The organism is Neopusillimonas maritima, from assembly GCF_003576595.1.
Lineage (GTDB): Bacteria > Pseudomonadota > Gammaproteobacteria > Burkholderiales > Burkholderiaceae_B > Neopusillimonas > Neopusillimonas maritima.
Map to the genome: position 1 here is coordinate 110,520 of NZ_NQOU01000003.1, position 17,628 is coordinate 128,147.

The 17,628-nt window shown below is 52.8% G+C and carries 17 protein-coding genes, 1 tRNA gene and 1 pseudogene; 6 read left to right on the forward strand and 13 right to left on the reverse strand.

Translation table 11 applies throughout. The annotated features are described in order from the left end of the window. Positions 1 to 2: 2 nt before the first annotated feature. Positions 3 to 560 (forward strand): elongation factor P, encoded by a 558-nt coding sequence (gene efp / locus CJO09_RS09060; RefSeq protein WP_114421799.1) that lies wholly within the window; start codon positions 3 to 5, stop codon positions 558 to 560. Positions 561 to 568: 8 nt separating this feature from the next. Here efp and CJO09_RS09065 read toward each other — a convergent pair whose 3' ends face one another. From CJO09_RS09065 to CJO09_RS09085, 5 genes are all read right to left on the reverse strand, one after another. After that, the gene (locus CJO09_RS09065; protein WP_119442077.1) at positions 569 to 1,066 is read right to left on the reverse strand and encodes a DUF1178 family protein; all 498 of its coding nucleotides are present in this window, start codon (positions 1,064 to 1,066) and stop codon (positions 569 to 571) included. Positions 1,067 to 1,136: 70 nt separating this feature from the next. After that, a complete protein-coding gene (locus tag CJO09_RS09070; protein ID WP_245961276.1) occupies positions 1,137 to 2,828 on the reverse strand; it encodes an ABC transporter ATP-binding protein in 1,692 nt (563 codons plus the stop codon). Beyond that, positions 2,825 to 4,270: an ABC transporter permease gene (locus CJO09_RS09075; protein ID WP_119442078.1), complete on the reverse strand. Its 1,446-nt coding sequence runs from the start codon at positions 4,268 to 4,270 to the stop codon at positions 2,825 to 2,827. The genes CJO09_RS09070 and CJO09_RS09075 overlap by 4 nt, the downstream gene beginning before the upstream one ends. A 4-nt stretch (positions 4,271 to 4,274) precedes the next feature. Next, positions 4,275 to 5,252, reverse strand: a complete 978-nt coding sequence (locus tag CJO09_RS09080) for an ABC transporter permease (protein WP_119442079.1) — start codon at positions 5,250 to 5,252, stop codon at positions 4,275 to 4,277. Continuing rightward, positions 5,249 to 7,453, reverse strand: a complete 2,205-nt coding sequence (locus CJO09_RS09085) for an ABC transporter substrate-binding protein (protein ID WP_119442264.1) — start codon at positions 7,451 to 7,453, stop codon at positions 5,249 to 5,251. Before CJO09_RS09085 ends, CJO09_RS09080 begins: the two co-directional genes overlap by 4 nt. Positions 7,454 to 7,600: 147 nt before the next feature. Between CJO09_RS09085 and CJO09_RS09090 the strand changes: the two genes are divergently transcribed. After that, positions 7,601 to 7,975 carry a DUF423 domain-containing protein gene (locus CJO09_RS09090; RefSeq protein WP_119442080.1) on the forward strand — a complete coding sequence of 125 codons (375 nt, stop codon included), beginning with the start codon at positions 7,601 to 7,603 and terminating at the stop codon, positions 7,973 to 7,975. 94 nt (positions 7,976 to 8,069) lie between these two features. Next, positions 8,070 to 9,092, forward strand: coding sequence for an adenosine deaminase (locus CJO09_RS09095; protein ID WP_119442081.1), 1,023 nt, complete (start codon positions 8,070 to 8,072; stop codon positions 9,090 to 9,092). Positions 9,093 to 9,133: 41 nt separating this feature from the next. On the opposite strand, the gene CJO09_RS09100 is transcribed toward CJO09_RS09095, so the two are convergent. Together CJO09_RS09100 and CJO09_RS09105 are read right to left on the reverse strand one after the other, a co-directional pair. Further along, positions 9,134 to 10,555 (reverse strand): SulP family inorganic anion transporter, encoded by a 1,422-nt coding sequence (locus CJO09_RS09100; protein ID WP_119442082.1) that lies wholly within the window; start codon positions 10,553 to 10,555, stop codon positions 9,134 to 9,136. A 9-nt stretch (positions 10,556 to 10,564) separates the two neighbouring features. Beyond that, the gene (locus CJO09_RS09105; RefSeq protein ID WP_119442083.1) at positions 10,565 to 12,352 is read right to left on the reverse strand and encodes an SLC13 family permease; all 1,788 of its coding nucleotides are present in this window, start codon (positions 12,350 to 12,352) and stop codon (positions 10,565 to 10,567) included. Between the two features lie 93 nt (positions 12,353 to 12,445). Here CJO09_RS09105 and CJO09_RS09110 point away from each other — a divergent pair, with 93 nt between their 5' ends. After that, entirely contained in the window at positions 12,446 to 12,733 is a 288-nt protein-coding gene (locus CJO09_RS09110) for an encapsulin-associated ferritin-like protein (RefSeq protein ID WP_114421790.1), read from the forward strand. Positions 12,734 to 12,784: 51 nt separating this feature from the next. On the opposite strand, the gene CJO09_RS09115 is transcribed toward CJO09_RS09110, so the two are convergent. Continuing rightward, the gene (locus CJO09_RS09115; RefSeq protein ID WP_119442084.1) at positions 12,785 to 13,933 is read right to left on the reverse strand and encodes an alpha-hydroxy acid oxidase; all 1,149 of its coding nucleotides are present in this window, start codon (positions 13,931 to 13,933) and stop codon (positions 12,785 to 12,787) included. A gap of 128 nt (positions 13,934 to 14,061) precedes the next feature. Here CJO09_RS09115 and CJO09_RS09120 point away from each other — a divergent pair. Beyond that, positions 14,062 to 14,138: transfer RNA gene (locus tag CJO09_RS09120), tRNA-Arg, on the forward strand. Positions 14,139 to 14,232: 94 nt separating this feature from the next. Here the strand turns inward: CJO09_RS09120 and CJO09_RS09125 are convergent. The 3 genes from CJO09_RS09125 to CJO09_RS15650 are packed head-to-tail and all read right to left on the reverse strand — an operon-like array spanning position 14,233 to position 15,023. Continuing rightward, the gene (locus CJO09_RS09125; protein WP_119442085.1) at positions 14,233 to 14,508 is read right to left on the reverse strand and encodes a head-tail connector protein; all 276 of its coding nucleotides are present in this window, start codon (positions 14,506 to 14,508) and stop codon (positions 14,233 to 14,235) included. 18 nt (positions 14,509 to 14,526) lie between these two features. Then, positions 14,527 to 14,826, reverse strand: coding sequence for a phage head closure protein (locus tag CJO09_RS09130; protein WP_119442086.1), 300 nt, complete (start codon positions 14,824 to 14,826; stop codon positions 14,527 to 14,529). 11 nt (positions 14,827 to 14,837) lie between these two features. Continuing rightward, positions 14,838 to 15,023, reverse strand: coding sequence for a hypothetical protein (locus CJO09_RS15650; RefSeq protein ID WP_179950528.1), 186 nt, complete (start codon positions 15,021 to 15,023; stop codon positions 14,838 to 14,840). Position 15,024: 1 nt separating this feature from the next. On the opposite strand from CJO09_RS15650, the pseudogene CJO09_RS09135 reads away from it, so the two are divergent. After that, positions 15,025 to 15,165: pseudogene (locus CJO09_RS09135) on the forward strand (IS110 family transposase); the annotation flags it as partial. A 362-nt stretch (positions 15,166 to 15,527) separates the two neighbouring features. Here CJO09_RS09135 and hutI read toward each other — a convergent pair. Both hutI and hutG read right to left on the reverse strand, forming a co-directional pair. Further along, positions 15,528 to 16,757 carry an imidazolonepropionase gene (gene hutI / locus CJO09_RS09140; RefSeq protein WP_119442087.1) on the reverse strand — a complete coding sequence of 410 codons (1,230 nt, stop codon included), beginning with the start codon at positions 16,755 to 16,757 and terminating at the stop codon, positions 15,528 to 15,530. A gap of 45 nt (positions 16,758 to 16,802) precedes the next feature. Then, positions 16,803 to 17,609, reverse strand: a complete 807-nt coding sequence (gene hutG, locus CJO09_RS09145; protein WP_119442088.1) for an N-formylglutamate deformylase — start codon at positions 17,607 to 17,609, stop codon at positions 16,803 to 16,805. Positions 17,610 to 17,628: the final 19 nt, after the last annotated feature.

Sequence of the window (17,628 nt, forward strand, 5' to 3'; positions counted from 1 at the left end):
ACATGAAAACCGCACAGGAACTGCGCGTAGGCAACGTTGTTATGGTGGGCAACGAACCATTGGTTGTACAAAAAGCTGAATACAACAAGTCGGGCCGCAATGCGGCGGTCGTCAAATTGAAGTTCAAAAATTTGCTGTCGGGTTCCGGCAGCGAGTCGGTTTATAAAGCGGACGAAAAATTCGACGTTGTCATTCTCGACAAAAAAGAATGTACCTACTCCTACTTCGCCGATCCCATGTACGTATTCATGGATGAAGAATACAACCAGTACGAAGTGGAAGCCGACAGTATGGGCGACGCACTTGAGTATCTGGAAGAAGGCATGACTGTTGAGGTTGTATTCTACGAAGGACGCGCTATTTCGGTTGAACTGCCCACTATCATTGTGCGCGAAATCACCTACACCGAACCGGCTGTGAAAGGAGACACATCGGGCAAGGTATTGAAACCGGCAACGATCAACACCGGCAAGGAAATCAGTGTTCCCCTGTTTTGCAATATTGGCGACAAAATTGAAATTGATACGCGCACAAGCGAATACCGCAGCCGCGTAATGTAAGCAGCACGTTACTGCATGCGGTCGTCGTCGAGATAGTCGGGAACGGGTAACACAGTTACCCCTTCTTCGGCCAAAGCAACACGCTCTTCCTGCGTTGCCGTCCCCCGAATAGGTCGCTCTTGGGTTTCCCCGTGATGCATGCGCAGCGCCTCTTCGGCAAACCGCGCTCCCACATTTTCAGTATTACGCACAATTTCACGCACTTGTTGCATAACTTGTGCCTGCAATTTGGCTAATTGCTCCATGGCCGGCGCGGCCAATGCCTGCTCACCCGAAGCCGCCGCAGAGGCCCCGGCTAACTTGGCAGCCTGTTCCAGCCCTGTTTCCTGGCTACGGCCACGATTAATACGGGCTGCCGTCAATTTTTTGTTGACGTTGGCGCTATTGCAAACGGGGCACGATAATAAGCCGCGCTCTTTCTGCGATTCGAAGCCGTCTTGGGAACCAAACCAGCCTTCGAATACGTGCCCGAGTTCACATTGAAGGTCAAATACTTTAAGTGTCATATAGCGCCATTATAAGCGAGGTCCACCCTTTCGGGCGCACGACCTGAGCGCTATGTTGTGGAAAACCCGCTTACAAGCGCGGCACGGCAGCCAACAACCGTTGGGTTTGCGCATGTTGGGGCTGTTGCAGCACCAATGCGGCGTCATTCATTTCAACCAGCTTGCCGCCGTCCATAATGGCGATACGATCGGATAAGTACTCCACGACACCAAAATTGTGTGTAATAAACAAATATGCCATCTCAAGTTCATTCTGCAACGTTTGCAGCAGTTCAAGAATTTGCGCCTGAACCGAGACATCAAGCGCCGATGTCGGCTCATCGCAAATCAGCACCTTCGGCTCTACAGCCAAGGCGCGTGCAATGGCAATGCGTTGCCGCTGACCGCCCGAGAACTCATGTGGATAACGCGTCACCGTATTAGCCGGCAAACCAACGCGATCAAGTAAATTGCGAATACGATTTGCACGTTGTGTTTTATCAAGCTCAGGCCGCAATGCCGCCACGCCCTCTTCAAGGATATCGCCTACGACCATGCGCGGGTCCAGCGACGCATACGGATCCTGGAAAACAATTTGCATCGATTGACGCAATATGCGTAATTGACGCCGGTTGGCACTAAAAAGCGACTTACCGGCAAGCAGCACTTCCCCTTGAATTCGTGCCTGTTGGTCAAGCAAACGCATCAGGGCCTTGGCAGTCGTCGTTTTCCCGCAACCCGACTCGCCCAACAAGGCCAGGGTCTCCCCGGCGTGGAGATCGAAAGAAACGTCTTCCACGATGGGTTTATACGCAAGCACACGGCGCAACAAACCACCACGCTGAGGGTAAGCGACCGACAAATTTCGCACTTGCAGAACGGGAGGGCCGGCACTCCTGGTGCTCGATCCGTCCCCGGACTCAACAACGCGTTGTCCGGTCACCAATGAGCGACCCCGTTTCTCATACGCAGGAATAGCATTGATTAATTGCCGCGCATAAGCATGTTGAGGATTATCAAAAAAGGAATCCACCGAGCCGGTTTCCACAATCTCGCCCTGTTTCATAAGTGCCACGTAACGCGCCACTTTTTTCACGATGGCCAGATCATGCGTAATCAACAAAATCGCCAGACCCATTTCATGTTGTATATCCGCCAGCAAATGCAGAATTTGTCCTTGCACCGTGACATCAAGTGCCGTGGTGGGTTCATCAGCAACCAACACTTCCGGTTCGGCAGCCAAAGCAATGGCAATCATGATGCGTTGCTTTTGCCCACCCGAAAATTGAAAGGGATAATCGTTAATCCGTTTCTCCGCTTCGTGAATCCCGACACGATTCATCCAGTAAATAGCGCGTTTGCGCGCGGCTTGCCCACGATAGGATGTGTGCGCGAGCAACGTTTCAACAATCTGGCGCCCCACCGGCATGACCGGATTCAAGCTGGTGGCAGGCTCTTGAAACACCATGGCCAATTGCCCGCCTCGAACAACTCGCATGCGCGACTCAGACAACTGATTCAGATCGGTTGAGCCAAGCTTCACCGTACCGGAACTAATGCGAGCGGCCTCAGGCAGCAAGCGCAGCAACGCCATTGCCGTCATACTTTTGCCACAACCTGATTCACCCACCAAAGCAAACGTTTCACCCCGGCGCAGGGCCAAATCAAGTAGATGAACCGCATTATGAACACCCGCCTCCGTTTGCAGTTGCACCGACAACTTTTCAATCTGGAGCACCCAGTCGTTTTGATCAAGCCGGGAAGTTGCCATCGCCTGACTCATGAACGCTCCTTTGTCATCATAGGCTTGGCATGCATAGGCTGAAAATTGCGCATGCGCGGATCAAAGGCCTTTTGCACCGCATCGGCAAAAATGTTTGCCGCCAACACCAACGCCAGCATAAACACAAACGCTGCCAGCAAGTTCCACCAAATCATAGGGTCACGGGACATCTCGGTACGGGAAGCATCAATCATGGTGCCGAACGAGGCCATGCTTGGATCCACACCAATACCCAAGTACGACAAGACCGCCTCATAAAGCACCAGACCTGAAAACTGTAAAACCATGGTAATGAGGACAATATGCATGACATTCGGCAGCAAATGGTGACGCATGATGCGCCAATGCCCCACCCCAAACGCCCTCGCCGCCTGCACATACTCCAGCTCTCGAAGTTTCAAAACTTCGGCCCGCAGCAAACGACACAAACCAGCCCAACCGGTTAAACCCAAAATCAGGCACAGCAGAAAAAGACGCAAATCGGCACGCGCAGTCACGGTGGGGAACGCCTCCGGGTGCGTATCAATGTAAACCTGCATCATGAGCACACATGCGGCAATTAACAACACACCGGGGATAGAGGTTAACGTGGTATACAAATACTGAATGGCATCGTCTACCCGCCCTTTGAAATATCCGGCCGAGATGCCGAACAACAGAGCCGGCGGCAGCATGGCCAGTGTTGTAAGCGTCCCGATAACCAATGCCGTTCGCACACTTTTCAGCGCCTGCTTCATCACGTCGTTACCGACGCGATCGGTTCCCAATACGTGATAATCCATGCTCAAGGCAACCAAAACACCAGCCACCAACAGAATCACAGTTGCGGTAAGCCACATGGCACGAACCGGGATATCGATATCGCGCCGCCACCAGCGCATGAACGCATCGTGCATGGAACTTGCGTGACGCCGCTGCAGTAACGTTAGCAACACAGCCAGCACAATACTCAAGCCTGCCCCAACCAGTGCACCCAGCGCCGCCCGCATCCCAAGGTCGCGGTAATGTAATGCGTCCTCTTTCAGTTGCGTGCCGGCGTTCTTCAAGCGCGGATAATCCCGCACCGGTTCGTCGTTGATAATTTGCGTTTCTTTGGTGAACTGACGAATCGCCAGCGGCGCGGAATAAGTGGCTTCAGGTTGGCTCAGCTGGGTCCAGGTCATCATGTCGTCCAGTGCCGAGCGCAGCACCGGTGCGTAAACCGGGCCGCTATCAGCGCCCCCACCAGGCAAACGAGGGCGATAGTGCACGGAATCCAATACCGCCACCAGCGTGAACAAAAACAGCACTACTGCCGCTGACATGGCCGATGCTGAACGACCTACTTGAGCCCAGGCGGCGCGCAAAGCCGGGGTACGTCTGACATGTAACGCGTAAAGCACCACCCCCGCCACCAGTGCCAATACAAAAATATCCGTCCAGAGAAAAACAAATTTTGGCATGGCGCTACTCGAATCGAACGCGGGGATCAGCCAGCGTATAAGAAATATCTGCCAACAATAACCCCACGATATATAACGCCGAGCCCAAGAACACCATAGCCCGCACAATTGAGAAATCCTGGGCGTTGATGGCGTCGATGGTATAACTGCCCAAACCCGGAATACCGAAGAACGACTCGGCAATCAAGCTGCCCATAAACAATAATGGAATAGCCGACACGGTGCCCGTGAGAATCGGCAGCATCGCATTGCGCAGCACGTGGCGGAACAACACAATATGCTCAGCTAAACCTTTAGCCCTGGCCGTGCGCACATAATCTTTACCGATTTCCTCGAGAAAAAGTGTGCGATAAAACCGCGACTCGCTGCCCAAGCCGGAAACAACGGCCACCACGACCGGCAAAACCAGAAACCGTAAACTATCCCACCCGTCGGTAAACCCCGAATACGGCACCCAGCGCAGCACTTTGGCGAACAACCACTGGCCGGCAATAATGTAGAACAACCCGGAAATGGATAAGAGCACAACGCACACGACCACGCCGGCAAAATCCAGTTTGGTGGCACGAAAAAAGACCAGCAGCAACGCGAACGACACACTAACCAACATACCGAGCACGAAACTCGGAATCGCCAGCGCAAGGCTCGGGCCGATACGTTGGCGAATTTCATAGCCAATGTCTCGGCCCCCGTCGGAAAAGCCGAAATCGAATAGCAACAACGGTGCCGACCGTTCATAAAAAACGGTGTCCGTCAGTGTCCGCACGCCTTGAGCCGACGCGTTATAAAACAACGGTTTGTTATAGCCCCGTTCTTCTTTCCATTGTTCAATTGCATCTGGGCTTACGCGTTGACCGCCAATGGCCATGCGCGCCATGTCGTCGGGCGTGTTAACGGCAAAGAACAGCACGAACGTCAGCAAGTTCACGCCGATGAGCACAGCAACACCGTAAAACAAACGACGAACAATATAAGCAGTCATAAGCCACGCCTTCCTTTCATGTGATCCAGCGCGGTGGCACGTTCACGACGTTGAATAACCCGCCATGCCGGCCAGACACCTATTAGCAATACCGCCAGAAGCAGCCAAAGCGGCCACCAACGTGGCTCATTCCATTTTTTTACGCCGGCAACCCGCTGATCTGGATCCACCCGTAAATATTGCAGGGTATTACGAACCATTTGTGTGGGTTTGGCATTGGACACCCATGCCTGATACGCCCCGCCGGACTTCGGATAAAACCCGAACATCCAAGGCATATCGCGCTGCACAATTTCAACCATGCGTGCTACGACACGGTCTTTTTGCGGCCCATCATCAAGGAAACGCAATTGCTCAAACAAGTCGTCATATTCAGGGTTGTGATAATTGGCTGCATTTTCACCACCGGTTTTCGCTTTGGCATTCGCACCGTACAACAAGAACAAAAAGTTTTCCGCATCCGGGTAGTCGGCCACCCAACCCCACATAAACATTTGCGCGTTGCCCTGACGCATTTTGTCTTGAAAACGGTTGTAATCCGTGGCTCGAATCTCCAGCTCGACATTCAGTTTCTTCAGTTGCCGCCGCATCCAGTCGAGCGTGGCGTTTGACCCCATACCGGCAGCCGAATCAAAGTGCAAAATTAAAGGTTCACCGGTATCTGCGTCCCGCCCGTTTGGATAGCCCGCCTGGGCAAGCAACTCCCGGGCCTGCTCAATAGGTCGCCGAACCGCACGATCATCCTTCCAGGTATAAACGTGCTTGTTCAGCCCAGCCGGCAAAGGCTGATACCCCGGTACGCCTGGGGGTAACGGCCCCTGCGCCACCTGCCCCTGGTCGTTCAGGAAAATAGATACAAATTGCTCCCAGTCGAACGCAATACTAATCGCCTGACGCAACTTGCGGTTGCGCGCTTGCTGCTCGGGGGTGTCACCGCGCCCCACGACAGGATCGAGCCAATTAAATCCAAGATAGGTGATTTGCGGTTCGGTGGAAGATAACAACTGCAGCCCACGGTCGGCATAAAGTTCAGCTTTCTCGGCTGAATCACCCGCCGCCACTTGCATGGCCACGCCGTAACTGCCGCCGTCAACTTCGGGAACATCGTAATAACCCTGCAAGAATTTGCCCATTAAAGGCACGCTTTCCTTTTCCAAAGAAAATACAACGCGATCAATAAACGGGGTGGGCTTACCGCAATCAACCAGCAACCCCTGCGCTTTGTCTTGCGGCTCTCCCTCACAAGGATAGGGAGACGGCCTGAAATGCGGGTTGCGCACCATGACATGCTGTCGATTCTGAATTGATGTTTCCAGCATATAAGGCCCGGTGCCGGCAGGCCACGTATTCAACGACAAATTACGTTGTGCCATACCAGGTTGATGGTAAAAGCGATCGGCCTCCCACGGGACAGGCGCAGTGAAGGTCATGGCAAGCCAATACTTGAACTGCGGATATTTTCCTTTGACACGAATACGCAAGGTGTGGTCATCCAATGCCTGCACGCCATTAAACCCATATTCACGCAAATCAAGCCATTCCGGGCTGTTGCCTTGTTCCTCCCACTGTTTCTCCAAAGCTTGCAGCTCTTGGGCATATTCGCGCAAGCCTTCAATATGAGAAGACAAAACCCCAAACGCCGGCGAGACCACCCTGGGGCTGGCCAACCGCCGAATACCATAAACGTAATCATGTGCCGTTAATTCACGCGTGCCCACTTCGCTGAAATCCGTTAAGGCGTATTTATTCGCTAGCGCGCCCGGTTGCAAGGGCCAATAGTGATAATTGCCGTTCTTATTGCGGGCAAAAGCCGGATGAGGGGCGAACTGAATACCTTTCCTGATCGGAATGTCGTACACGCTCACTGCAATATTTTCCCCCGGCGCATTATCGGGCAAGACATTGCCATTTTCGTCATAATAACGGGGGCTGATCACCGATTCGGCGGTCCGGGGAATCAGTTGATAGGGGCGCTTTAAATAGTGGTAACCGTAAAGCGGCTCATAAATGGAATAGGTAAAAGGCGTTTCATCGGTGGAATAAGAACTGGCAGGGTCGAGATACTTGGGAGAACGCTGAGAAAACGCCGTAAACAGCGTGTTTTGCGCCAATGCGCCTTCCTCGTAGGGGCTATTTATGGGCTCCGGCGAGCAGCCGGCCAAAATAGCGGCAGCCCAAACAATTACCCACACTCCCACCATGTTCCGGAACCTGTTTTTCACGCAAATACCATTTCCCATATTGATTGAATCCGCCATCCGGTCGGATCCCGCTTGAGCGGGTTGCGGCTAACATGATATACAAATTGAACCAGCGCAGGCCATGCCTGCAAACCCGCAGGACAAAAAATGACGGAAAGACAACTTGTTATAGTAGGTGCGCTCATGATGTTGATTGGCGTGGGTGCAGGCGCGTTCGGTGCCCACGGCCTGAAACGCGTCCTTTCAGCCGACATGCTGGCCATATGGCAAACCGCAGTGCTGTACCAATTGATTCATGCGCTGGGCCTGTTGCTTATTGCCGCACTTAGCACCCGAATTGTCGGCCCCTTGCCGGGCTGGTCGGGCCTGATGATGCTTGCCGGCATCATCCTGTTCAGTGGCAGCCTTTACATTCTGGCGCTAAGCGGCGTGAAATGGCTGGGGGCAATTACCCCACTGGGCGGCGTAGCCTTCATTGTGGCTTGGGCCTTGTTAATGTTTGCCGCATGGCGTCATTTGTAATGCCGTACTTCGAAAAAGCACAACCTGGCCGCCAAACAAAACGCACTTAATTTGAATACTCTTTATTGCACCGGAATTAAAGTTGGAAAAGAAAATGATTGATCCGAAATTAAATGAATTTATTGTTGCTTTACCGAAAGCCGAATTGCATTTGCATATTGAAGGCACCTTGGAACCGGAACTCATTTTTGAGTTGGCCCGTCGCAATAACATTAAACTGAATTACGCATCGGAAGGCGAGCTGCGCCGGGCCTACGCCTTCAAAGACCTTCAGTCGTTCCTGGATCTGTACTATGCAGGTGCCAGTGTGCTCATTACCGAGCGTGATTTCTACGACATGACCATGGCCTACCTTAAGCGTGCGCAAGCCGACGGCGTATGCCATACCGAAATCATGTTCGATCCACAAACCCATACGGAACGTGGTGTTGCCATTGAAACCGTATTTGCAGGCATTGCCCGCGCCGTACGCGAAATGCAACAACAAGCCGGTCTCACCAGCTATTTACTCATGAGTTTTTTGCGTCATTTGTCGGAAGAGTCCGCATTCGAAACGCTGGAAGCCGCCTTGCCGCTGCGCGAGCAATACAAGGATATCTGGGTCGGCATTGGTCTTGATTCCGCCGAAGTAGGCAACCCACCGGATAAATTCCAACGTGTCTTTACCCGTTGCAAAGAGCTGGGGTTCCGTTTGGTGGCGCACGCAGGTGAAGAAGGCCCGCCACAATACGTGCGCGATGCGCTGGACCTATTGCACGTTGACCGCATTGACCATGGCGTGCGTAGCGAAGAAGACCCCGATCTGGTCAAACGCTTGATTCGTGAACAAATTCCGCTAACCGTTTGCCCGCTGTCGAACCTCAAACTTTGCGTGGTGGACGATATGCAAGACCACAACATTGCCCGGTTGCTGCGTCAGGGCTTGGTCGTGACGGTTAACTCCGATGACCCAGCCTATTTCGGCGGCTACGTAGGCGATAACTACCGTGCCATCGCGACGTCGCTTAAACTTTCCAAAGCGGAACTGGCCAAACTGGCAGACAATAGTCTGGTTGCTTCGTTCTTGCCCGGCTACCGCAAAAACCAATTACGTCAACAGCTTCAAGCCATGTTATGAACTTCAGGGGCACACAGTGCCCCTGCTGATTCCTCGCGCGGCTACTGCGCTTGCTCCCAATCCACCCAGGGTATGTTGTGTGTCCTCAAATAACTTGACACCGCAGCCAAGGCCCGCTCCTGGAACAACTCGGCATTGGCGAAAAACAATGGCGCATCCCAACGAAACAGCACCAACCCAGGTATTCGTCTGCCATGCGGATAACGGCTGACATCATGATAGCCCTTTAAGTTGTCCACCCTGACCAGCACAGCAGAATACGGACGCCAGCTTTCCCAAAGAAACGAGATCAGCGCCACCAGCACCGCCAGGCCAATTCCCTGTATCGGGCCCAACACCACAATGCCGGCCGAACATCCCAGCGACAACCAAAACTCCGCCGGTCGCATGCGATAAATTCGCCCCACAGAGCGAATTTCCATTAAACCGATCATCGAGGCAATGACAACGGCAGCCAACACGGTATCCGGGAGATAATGCAGCAATTCAGGTGCGTAAACCAACAAAACCAAAACCAACAAAGCGCCCACCACATTCGCCAACTGCGAGCGCGCGCCTGCGGCTTGCGCAACAGGCGTACGTGATGCGCTACTGCTGATGGGAAATCCCTGGAAAAATCCCGTTGCCAGATTGGCCATCCCCAGGCCCACCATTTCACGGTTGGCGCTCACCTTATCACCCGTTTTGGTGGCATAGGCCCGTGACAAAACGCTGGTTTCCGACACCGCGAGCAATGCCGCAACCACACCCCCGACAGCCACCTGAAGGACGTCCGAAACAGGTATCACAGGAAATGCAAACGACGGGAAGCCTTGCGGCAATAAGCCCAGCACCGCCACGCCGATCAGCAAAGACCAAAATTGAGTTTGGCCATTCAGCAAAGCCTGAAGAAATTCCCAGGCCCTGGTCGGCGTGCCACCACCATCCACCGTGAAACCAAACAGCACCGGCAATTGACTGACGATAACCACCAACGCAATCCCGTTCATGTACCCATAACGAATGGGCTTGGATAATAAATCGGTAATAAACCCCAGCCGTGCGAGTCCGGCCAGCAGGCAGGTGAACCCCGCCGCAACGGCCATAACCCCCGCCAGCGCAACCGCTTTTTCGGGACTGCCGCCCGACAAAGGCACGACAACCGCGAAAATCACCGCTGCCAAAGCCGAATCAGGCCCCAGCACCATAATACGACTGGGGCCAAACAAGGCATAAGCAAACAGCGGAATGATGGTGGCGTACAAACCATAGACGGGCGGCAAACCGGCGGCAACTGAATAAGCAATACCTACCGGCACCAGAATGGTGACTAATACAATGCCGGCAATAATATCGTCTTTAAGCCAATGTATCGGATACTGCCGCACAACACCCAAGCCGGGAATCCAAGCAACCGTCTTTGTCCACCAGGTCTTGGGAGCGTTGGGGTGTTCGACGGTGTCGGTATCATTATCGGCGTCCATGTCTGCGCATTACCCGTTCAACGGCCACACCCAGAGCAACATGGGTATCGCAGTGGCGATAACCAGCAGATCCAACGGCAGGCCCATACGCCAATAATCTCCGAAGCGAAATCCGCCCGGCCCTAAAATAAGCGTATTATTCTGATGCCCGATAGGCGTCAAAAACGCGCACGACGCGCCAATCGCCACCGCCATCAGGAAAGTATCGGGGTTCACATCGAGCTGATTCGCCACACCCAATGCAATGGGAGCCAGCACCGCCGCCGTGGCGGCATTATTCATTAGGTCGGTCAGTATCATGGTGGTTAACAAAATAACCACTAACGCGATCACCGCATTACCCTGCGCAAAATAGTCGAGCAGGAAACCGGCCACCAACCCCGCCGCTCCGGTTGACTGCATCACACCTGCCACCGGCAGCAACATCGCCAACAACACAATTACCGGCCAGTCGACCTGTTCATAAACCGACCTTAAATTCACGGTTCGCAATGCCATAGACGCCAACACGCCGGCGGCAAACGCCACCGCCGCCGACACCCAACCAGAGGCTGCCAGCAAAACAGCCCCCAACATAATGCCGGCAGACAAAATAACATTGCGCTGATCGGGAATACGCACCTTGCGTTCGGCCAGAGGCACTGCGCCCATGTTCGAACCAAAACTGGATAAAGCGTCGGGCGGCCCCTGCAAAAGCAAAAGGTCGCCCGGTCGTAACTTGATCGCCCTAAGCCGGGACATCAAGCGTTGCCCCTGGCGCGACACCGCCAGCAAATTAATGCCATAGCGTGTACGCAACAGCAGGTCGCTGGCCGACCGGTTTTCCAGAATGGACGACGGCATAATGGCTAATTCCTGCAATATGATTTCGTCGTTTGTTTCTTTGTCCGAATCAGATGTTGGCGCCTCCTCTTCTTCTTCGAGTTCAAGACCAAAAGTTGAAAGGACGTCCGCCAATGACTCAGCATCGGTTTCAATGACCAGAATATCGTTTGGGCGAATGACCCGGGCTGCGCTGGGCGCCATCATGCGTACCTCATTACGCACCAACCCTATAATTTGCGCGTCGAGCTCGTCCATTTCATCATCGAGCTCACGAAGCGAGCGGCCCACCAGCTTGCTATCTTCCGGCACTCGGGCTTCGGTCATGTAAGCTTCCGTCTCAAACCCTTCGATACCTGCTTTTTGGCGTGCCGGTACCAGCCGCCACCCAATCAAGGAAATAAATACCACCCCAACCAACGCAACGGCAACGCCGGTCGGCGTAAAGTCGAACATTCTGAACAGACCCAACCCAGCCGATTCACGAAAACCCGAAACAATCAGGTTGGGCGGTGTACCGATTAAAGTTGTGGTTCCACCCAGAATAGATCCGAACGCCAGAGGCATAAGTACCTTCCCGGCCGGCAAATCAAGCCTGCCGGCAATTTGAATGGCAACCGGCATTAGCAATGCCAGCGCCCCCACATTATTCATAAAGCCCGACAAAATAGCCGCCAAGGCCGTGAGCGCTGCAATACTTAATGTGGGGCCCGCTTTCGAGGGCAGAATAAATCGGGTCAGAACATCGACGGCGCCTGACGACTGTAAAGCACTGCTTAGTATCAAGACGCAAGCAACCGTAACCACCGCGTTATGGCCAAACCCCAGAAAAGCATCAACCGGCTGAATAAGCCCCACCGCCACACAAGCCAGCAACGCGGCGGCGGCAACCATATCATGACGCCACTTCCCCCAAAGAAACATGCCCACGGTGACAGCCAGAATGGCCAAAATCATTGTTTGTTCTAAATTCATGGAATGGGTCAATAAAGTAGAATCAAAGGAAATGTCGCGCCACTATAACGCCGCATTTATGCTATTTTTACACTTCACGCAAAGGAGTTACAGATGTCAAACGAAGGCTATCACGAACCCATATCAGAACTTTCAGATGAAACCCGCGACATGCATCGCGCCATTGTGTCGCTCATGGAAGAACTTGAAGCCGTCGACTGGTACAACCAACGCGTCGACGCCTGTAAAGACCCAGAGCTGAAATCCATTCTGGAACACAACCGCGACGAAGAAAAAGAGCACGCGGCCATGACGCTTGAGTGGATTCGACGCAAAGACCCCAAGTTCGACAAAGAACTGCGCGACTGGCTGTTTACCGACAAAAGCCTGGATCACCATTAAGCATTCACGGTTCATTCAGCGAAAAATCATCCCGGCGCCCGCCGGGATTTTTCATGCCCGACGCAAAATCGAGGCATCAACCTTGTTAATATCGTTATGACCGCAAAAAGCCATCGTTAAATCCAACTCTTTGGCCAACATTTGCAGGCATTTCGTTACCCCAGCCTCGCCGGCAGCCCCCAGGGAATACAGGAAAGAACGGCCAATTAACGTTCCTTTCGCCCCCAACGCAACCGCCCGCAGCACATCTTGCCCGGAACGAATGCCGCCGTCCATCCAGACTTCAATATCTTTACCCACTGCGCTGACAATGTCGGGCAACACCTTAATTGAAGACGGGGCGCCATCCAACTGACGCCCACCATGATTCGACACCACCAACGCATCTGCGCCCGATTCAGCCGCCATACGCGCATCCTCGGGCTCCATTACACCCTTAAGCACCAGCTTGCCGCCCCACAACTCTTTGATGCGTTTCACGTCATCCCAATTTAAGCGGGGGTCAAACTGCTCGGCCGTCCAGGCCGCCAATGAGGACACATCGGTCACACCCTGAGCATGACCGACAATATTGCGAAACGTACGCTTTTGTGTTTGAGCCATCTGCCAGCACCAATAGGGCTTTGTGGCCAGATTAAGCAAATTACCCAATGTAGGCTTGGGCGGCGCGCTTAGCCCGTTCTTGATATCGCGATGGCGCTGCCCCATCACCTGAAGGTCGAGCGTGACAACCAGGGCTGAACAGTTCGCCTGCTGCGCACGACGAATCAGATTCTCCATAAACGTTTTGTCGCGCATAACGTAGAGCTGAAACCAGAACGGTGCTTGTGTATGCTGGGCCACGTCTTCAATCGAGCAAATACTCATGGTAGACAACGTAAACGGTATCCCGAACTTCTTGGCTGCCATTGCCCCATGCATCTCGCCATTGGCATGCATCATTCCCGTAAGGCCGGTTGGTGCAATAGCGACAGGCATGGCAACGTCTTCGCCCAGCATACGTGTGCGAATAGAACGGTGCTCGATATCCACCGCCACACGCTGACGAAACAGCCATTCCTGTAAATCCTGCTCATTCGCGCGCAATGTCGATTCCGTCCAGGACCCGGAGGCCGCATAATCGTAAAACATACGCGGCATTCGGCGCCGGGCCAGCCGATGAAAGTCTTCGAAACACGTAATTTTGTTCAAATCAGCCAAACCCGGCCTCCTGTTGCAAAAATGAACCACTCAATGGGCTGTTATATTCAACTTCCCGCATTTGGCTGTCAACTGAACAATGAAAAATGACAACCAAAAATTTATGTGTTATAGTTCTGCTTCTTTACGCGGCTGTAGCTCAGTTGGATAGAGTACTTGGCTACGAACCAAGGGGTCGTGGGTTCGAATCCTGCCAGCCGCGCCAGATAAATCAAGGGGTTACAGCTCACAAGGTTGTAACCCCTTGTCCGTTTTGGAACGTCAGGGGTAAACAGCCCTACCGTTTTATCGTGTCACAATTAAACCGCCATTACTCGATACGGGTTTAGCAGGCGCTCATAGGTTGTGTTGGCATATAGTGGTCGCTCACCCTGTCGCTCACGATTCGCATACAAATCACCCACCTGAAGCAATATAGCCGCCTGTACGGGTGCCGGCACCGGGTTGGGCAATTCGTCCATGTTCAAGTAATCCAGTGCTGCCGCCGTTGCTGCATCAATCATTGCGGTAATGGCTGCATCTTCGTCGTCATGGTCAACACGCAAATGTAATTTGGCTTGCTCTAGAGTAATCATCCTTCATTCACTCCCGATTCACACATTAAAACGGTGGCTTCGGTTGTTGTTGGGCAAAATGGCTTTAATGTTAAACACCACGCCATCCCAAACGATTCGCCATTTTGGGGAAACGGTTTGGTAGTGCAAAGTAATACGCCATGTGGTTGCAGATTGTTCAGCGCTGGCCGCCAGAAATTCCCTGCCGTTCACACCCTCGACACTTGCCCATACTTCACGTAGCGCCACCCACTCTTTGGTAATCGCCCCTGTGTTGGGGTCTTGTATTTCTTGCTGTTCTTGCAACTCCAAGCGGTGTCGTAGTCGTCCTATTTTCATATCGCCCTCATTTAATTAGTGGTGGCCACCGATTTAATAAAGCCCTCAATCACTAAAAGAGCTTTATTCACCGCGCCACCTCTGGGGGTTTTGCTGAAACGGCGGCACTCACCCAGTAATCCGCCTCTGCCTATATCCGGTTTACCCGGCCCCTTGGCAGTCAGGGGTTCATACAAAATCAAATCAAAACTATCCACTACAAGCTCTTGGCTAAGTCGTCTTCTAGCCAGACGTCATAAAAATGTGGCGACGGTTGCATTGGCCAATAGAAATGCACGCATCGTCTGGGCCCTATTGGCACATGACAGGGAGTACCGGGCTGATTACGCTTGGACGTAATCAGCCCGGGCCAGAAAAACAAGGAGTTGATTAAAGTTAGCCTCACCGATTGCTAAAGCAATTAACGTTGATGGTCAACAGGTCAGACCGTGGTTGGCAAAGCCCGGAATCCCCCCTGCGTTTCAAGCGCGTTTTACTGATTGGGGCACCAACCAGCACATTCCATCAGGGACAGAGTTCAAAAGCTCGATGAAAGTCCGAATGTACGGGTGCAATCTTGACCTCAAGACTTCATGTGTTGAAAGCTTGGCAAACAGGGAGCGTCCATGTAGGGGGGATTACCCCTCCATCTCCGCCAAGTTAAAAACCGCTGACTTTTAATGGGCTATCCCTAAGTCAACGGTTTTTTTTTTGCGTGTGAACTATATGATTTGGCCTTTAAACACCGTTGCGACGCGAGGGTTGAAGCCAATTGCGTAGGCAAGGTCGCCAGGACGGTCGATGCGCCAAAGGGCGAAATCGGCTGAGTGCCCAATTTGCAGCGTACCTGTTTCCTGATGTAAGCCCAGGGCTTGCGCGGCCGTTCGCGTAACCCCGGTTAGGGCTTCCAGGGGAGTCATCCGGAACAGTGTACATGCCATGTTCATGGTGAGCAGCAACGACGTTAGTGGTGATGTACCGGGGTTGCAGTCGGTTGCCAGTGCAATTGGAACGCCATGCTCACGTAATTTATCCATAGGGGGTAAGCGGGTCTCCCTTAGATAATAAAAAGCACCTGGCAGCAGCACAGCAACGGTGCCGCTCTTGGCCATGGCATGAATGCCTTGCTCGGAGAGGTATTCGAGGTGGTCGGCAGAGAGCCCTTGGTATTGGGCAACCAAAGCACTGCCATCTTGGTCAGACAGTTGTTCGGCATGTAGTTTCACGGGCAGGTTGTGTTGCTTGGCTGCCCGAAATACGCGTTCGGTTTGTTCACGTGTAAAACCAATCCCTTCGCAAAAAGCATCAACCGCATCAACCAGTCCTTCTGCAACCAGGGCGTCAAGCATATCGTGGGCGACCAAGTTAATGTAGTCGTCGGTACGCCCTTTGAATTCGGGTGGAACAGCATGGGCACCGAGAAAGGTTGTTTTTACGCGGACTGGGCATTGCATTCCGATTCGTCGAGCAACACTGAGCATTTTTGCTTCAGTCTCAGTATCCAGCCCGTAGCCTGATTTAATCTCTAACGTGGTGACACCTTCATTCAATAGTGCTTGTACGCGCGGAAGACTCGCCTCAAAGAGTTCTGTTTCGGTGGCCTTGCGTGTGGCGTGTACTGTGGACACAATACCACCACCTTGACGCGCAATTTCCTCGTAAGGTACGCCATTGAGCCGTGCTTCAAATTCATTACTGCGATTCCCTGCGTAGACAATGTGCGTATGACAGTCAATAAGACCCGGCGTAAGCCAGCATCCTTGGCCATCGTGTTGACGTTTTACTTGTACTTTTTCAAGTAGTTCACTTTGTTTGCCCAGCCAAACGATTCGCCCGTTTTTTGTTGCGATCGCGCCGTTGCGAATCTCTCCATAGCCTTCACCGGAAACTAAGGTGGCCAAGTGAACATTGATCCAGAGATCGTCCCATTCTGGTTGTACGTTGCTTGTCATAAGGGTGCCTTCTGCTGCGCGTTGGATAGGGTGGGTCTTAATGATTTATTTAAGCTTATCAGCCCAATTCAACATTTCTGTCAAAAATGCTTTGAGTGTTGGCCTTACTTTTTGCGCCAAAGTTTCATCGAAGGGGTAGGGGTGGGTTTCTTGCATGTAGGTCGCTTCGGACAGTTCGAGCTGCACAGCATGAATGTTTTGTGAGGGTTGCCCATATTTACGCGTGATGTGCCCACCTTTAAAGCGGCCATTTACCGCCCAGGTATAACCCGATTTTTGGGCGATAGCTTGTAGCGCATTTTGCAGTTCCAGGTTGCACGAACTGCCGTTTGCGGTACCGATGTTGAGGTCGGGTAATGAGCCTTCAAAGAACCGCGGAACGCGCGAACAAATGGAATGGGCATCCCATAACGGGGCGACCCCGTGTGCTTGCTTTAGGCGATCTAGTTCAGCATTGAGTTGCTCGTGGTAGGGGGTCCAATAGGCTTGAACTCTACGGGAAATCTCATGGCTGTCGGGTTGGTAGCCATTTAAATAAACTGGATCGCGGTGGAAAGTGTCGATAGGGCATAAGCCCGTTGTGTCTTGCCCTGGATACAAATTGGCATTGTCTTTAGGGCGATTCAGGTCGATCACATAACGCGAGTGAGTTGCCACGATGACCGAGGCACCAAGCGCGTCAAGAAAGTCATAAAGTGTTTCAAGGTGCCAGTCAGTGTCTGGTAAGCGCAAAGCGGCTTCGCTCATATTCTCACGGATATCGTTGGGAATATGGATTCCCGTGTGAGGCATGGACACTAATAGCGGCGTGGTGCCGCGGCGAAATTTAAATAGGGGTTCTGAGGCGGTCATAGTTTGCTCGATGAAAACT

Excerpts from the sequence above, each read along its gene's own strand:
- CJO09_RS09130 (WP_119442086.1), bottom strand. The coding sequence starts at position 14,826 with ATGAAAATAGGACGACTACGACACCGCTTGGAGTTGCAAGAACAGCAA.
- CJO09_RS09085 (WP_119442264.1), bottom strand. The coding sequence starts at position 7,453 with ATGGTGGGAGTGTGGGTAATTGTTTGGGCTGCCGCTATTTTGGCCGGC.
- hutG (WP_119442088.1), bottom strand. The coding sequence starts at position 17,609 with ATGACCGCCTCAGAACCCCTATTTAAATTTCGCCGCGGCACCACGCCG.
- CJO09_RS09075 (WP_119442078.1), bottom strand. The coding sequence starts at position 4,270 with ATGCCAAAATTTGTTTTTCTCTGGACGGATATTTTTGTATTGGCACTG.
- CJO09_RS09105 (WP_119442083.1), bottom strand. The coding sequence starts at position 12,352 with ATGAATTTAGAACAAACAATGATTTTGGCCATTCTGGCTGTCACCGTG.
- hutI (WP_119442087.1), bottom strand. The coding sequence starts at position 16,757 with ATGACAAGCAACGTACAACCAGAATGGGACGATCTCTGGATCAATGTT.
- CJO09_RS09110 (WP_114421790.1), top strand. The coding sequence starts at position 12,446 with ATGTCAAACGAAGGCTATCACGAACCCATATCAGAACTTTCAGATGAA.
- CJO09_RS09090 (WP_119442080.1), top strand. The coding sequence starts at position 7,601 with ATGACGGAAAGACAACTTGTTATAGTAGGTGCGCTCATGATGTTGATT.
- CJO09_RS09080 (WP_119442079.1), bottom strand. The coding sequence starts at position 5,252 with ATGACTGCTTATATTGTTCGTCGTTTGTTTTACGGTGTTGCTGTGCTC.
- CJO09_RS09100 (WP_119442082.1), bottom strand. The coding sequence starts at position 10,555 with ATGGACGCCGATAATGATACCGACACCGTCGAACACCCCAACGCTCCC.
- CJO09_RS09070 (WP_245961276.1), bottom strand. The coding sequence starts at position 2,828 with ATGAGTCAGGCGATGGCAACTTCCCGGCTTGATCAAAACGACTGGGTG.
- CJO09_RS09065 (WP_119442077.1), bottom strand. The coding sequence starts at position 1,066 with ATGACACTTAAAGTATTTGACCTTCAATGTGAACTCGGGCACGTATTC.
- CJO09_RS09125 (WP_119442085.1), bottom strand. The coding sequence starts at position 14,508 with ATGATTACTCTAGAGCAAGCCAAATTACATTTGCGTGTTGACCATGAC.
- CJO09_RS09095 (WP_119442081.1), top strand. The coding sequence starts at position 8,070 with ATGATTGATCCGAAATTAAATGAATTTATTGTTGCTTTACCGAAAGCC.
- efp (WP_114421799.1), top strand. The coding sequence starts at position 3 with ATGAAAACCGCACAGGAACTGCGCGTAGGCAACGTTGTTATGGTGGGC.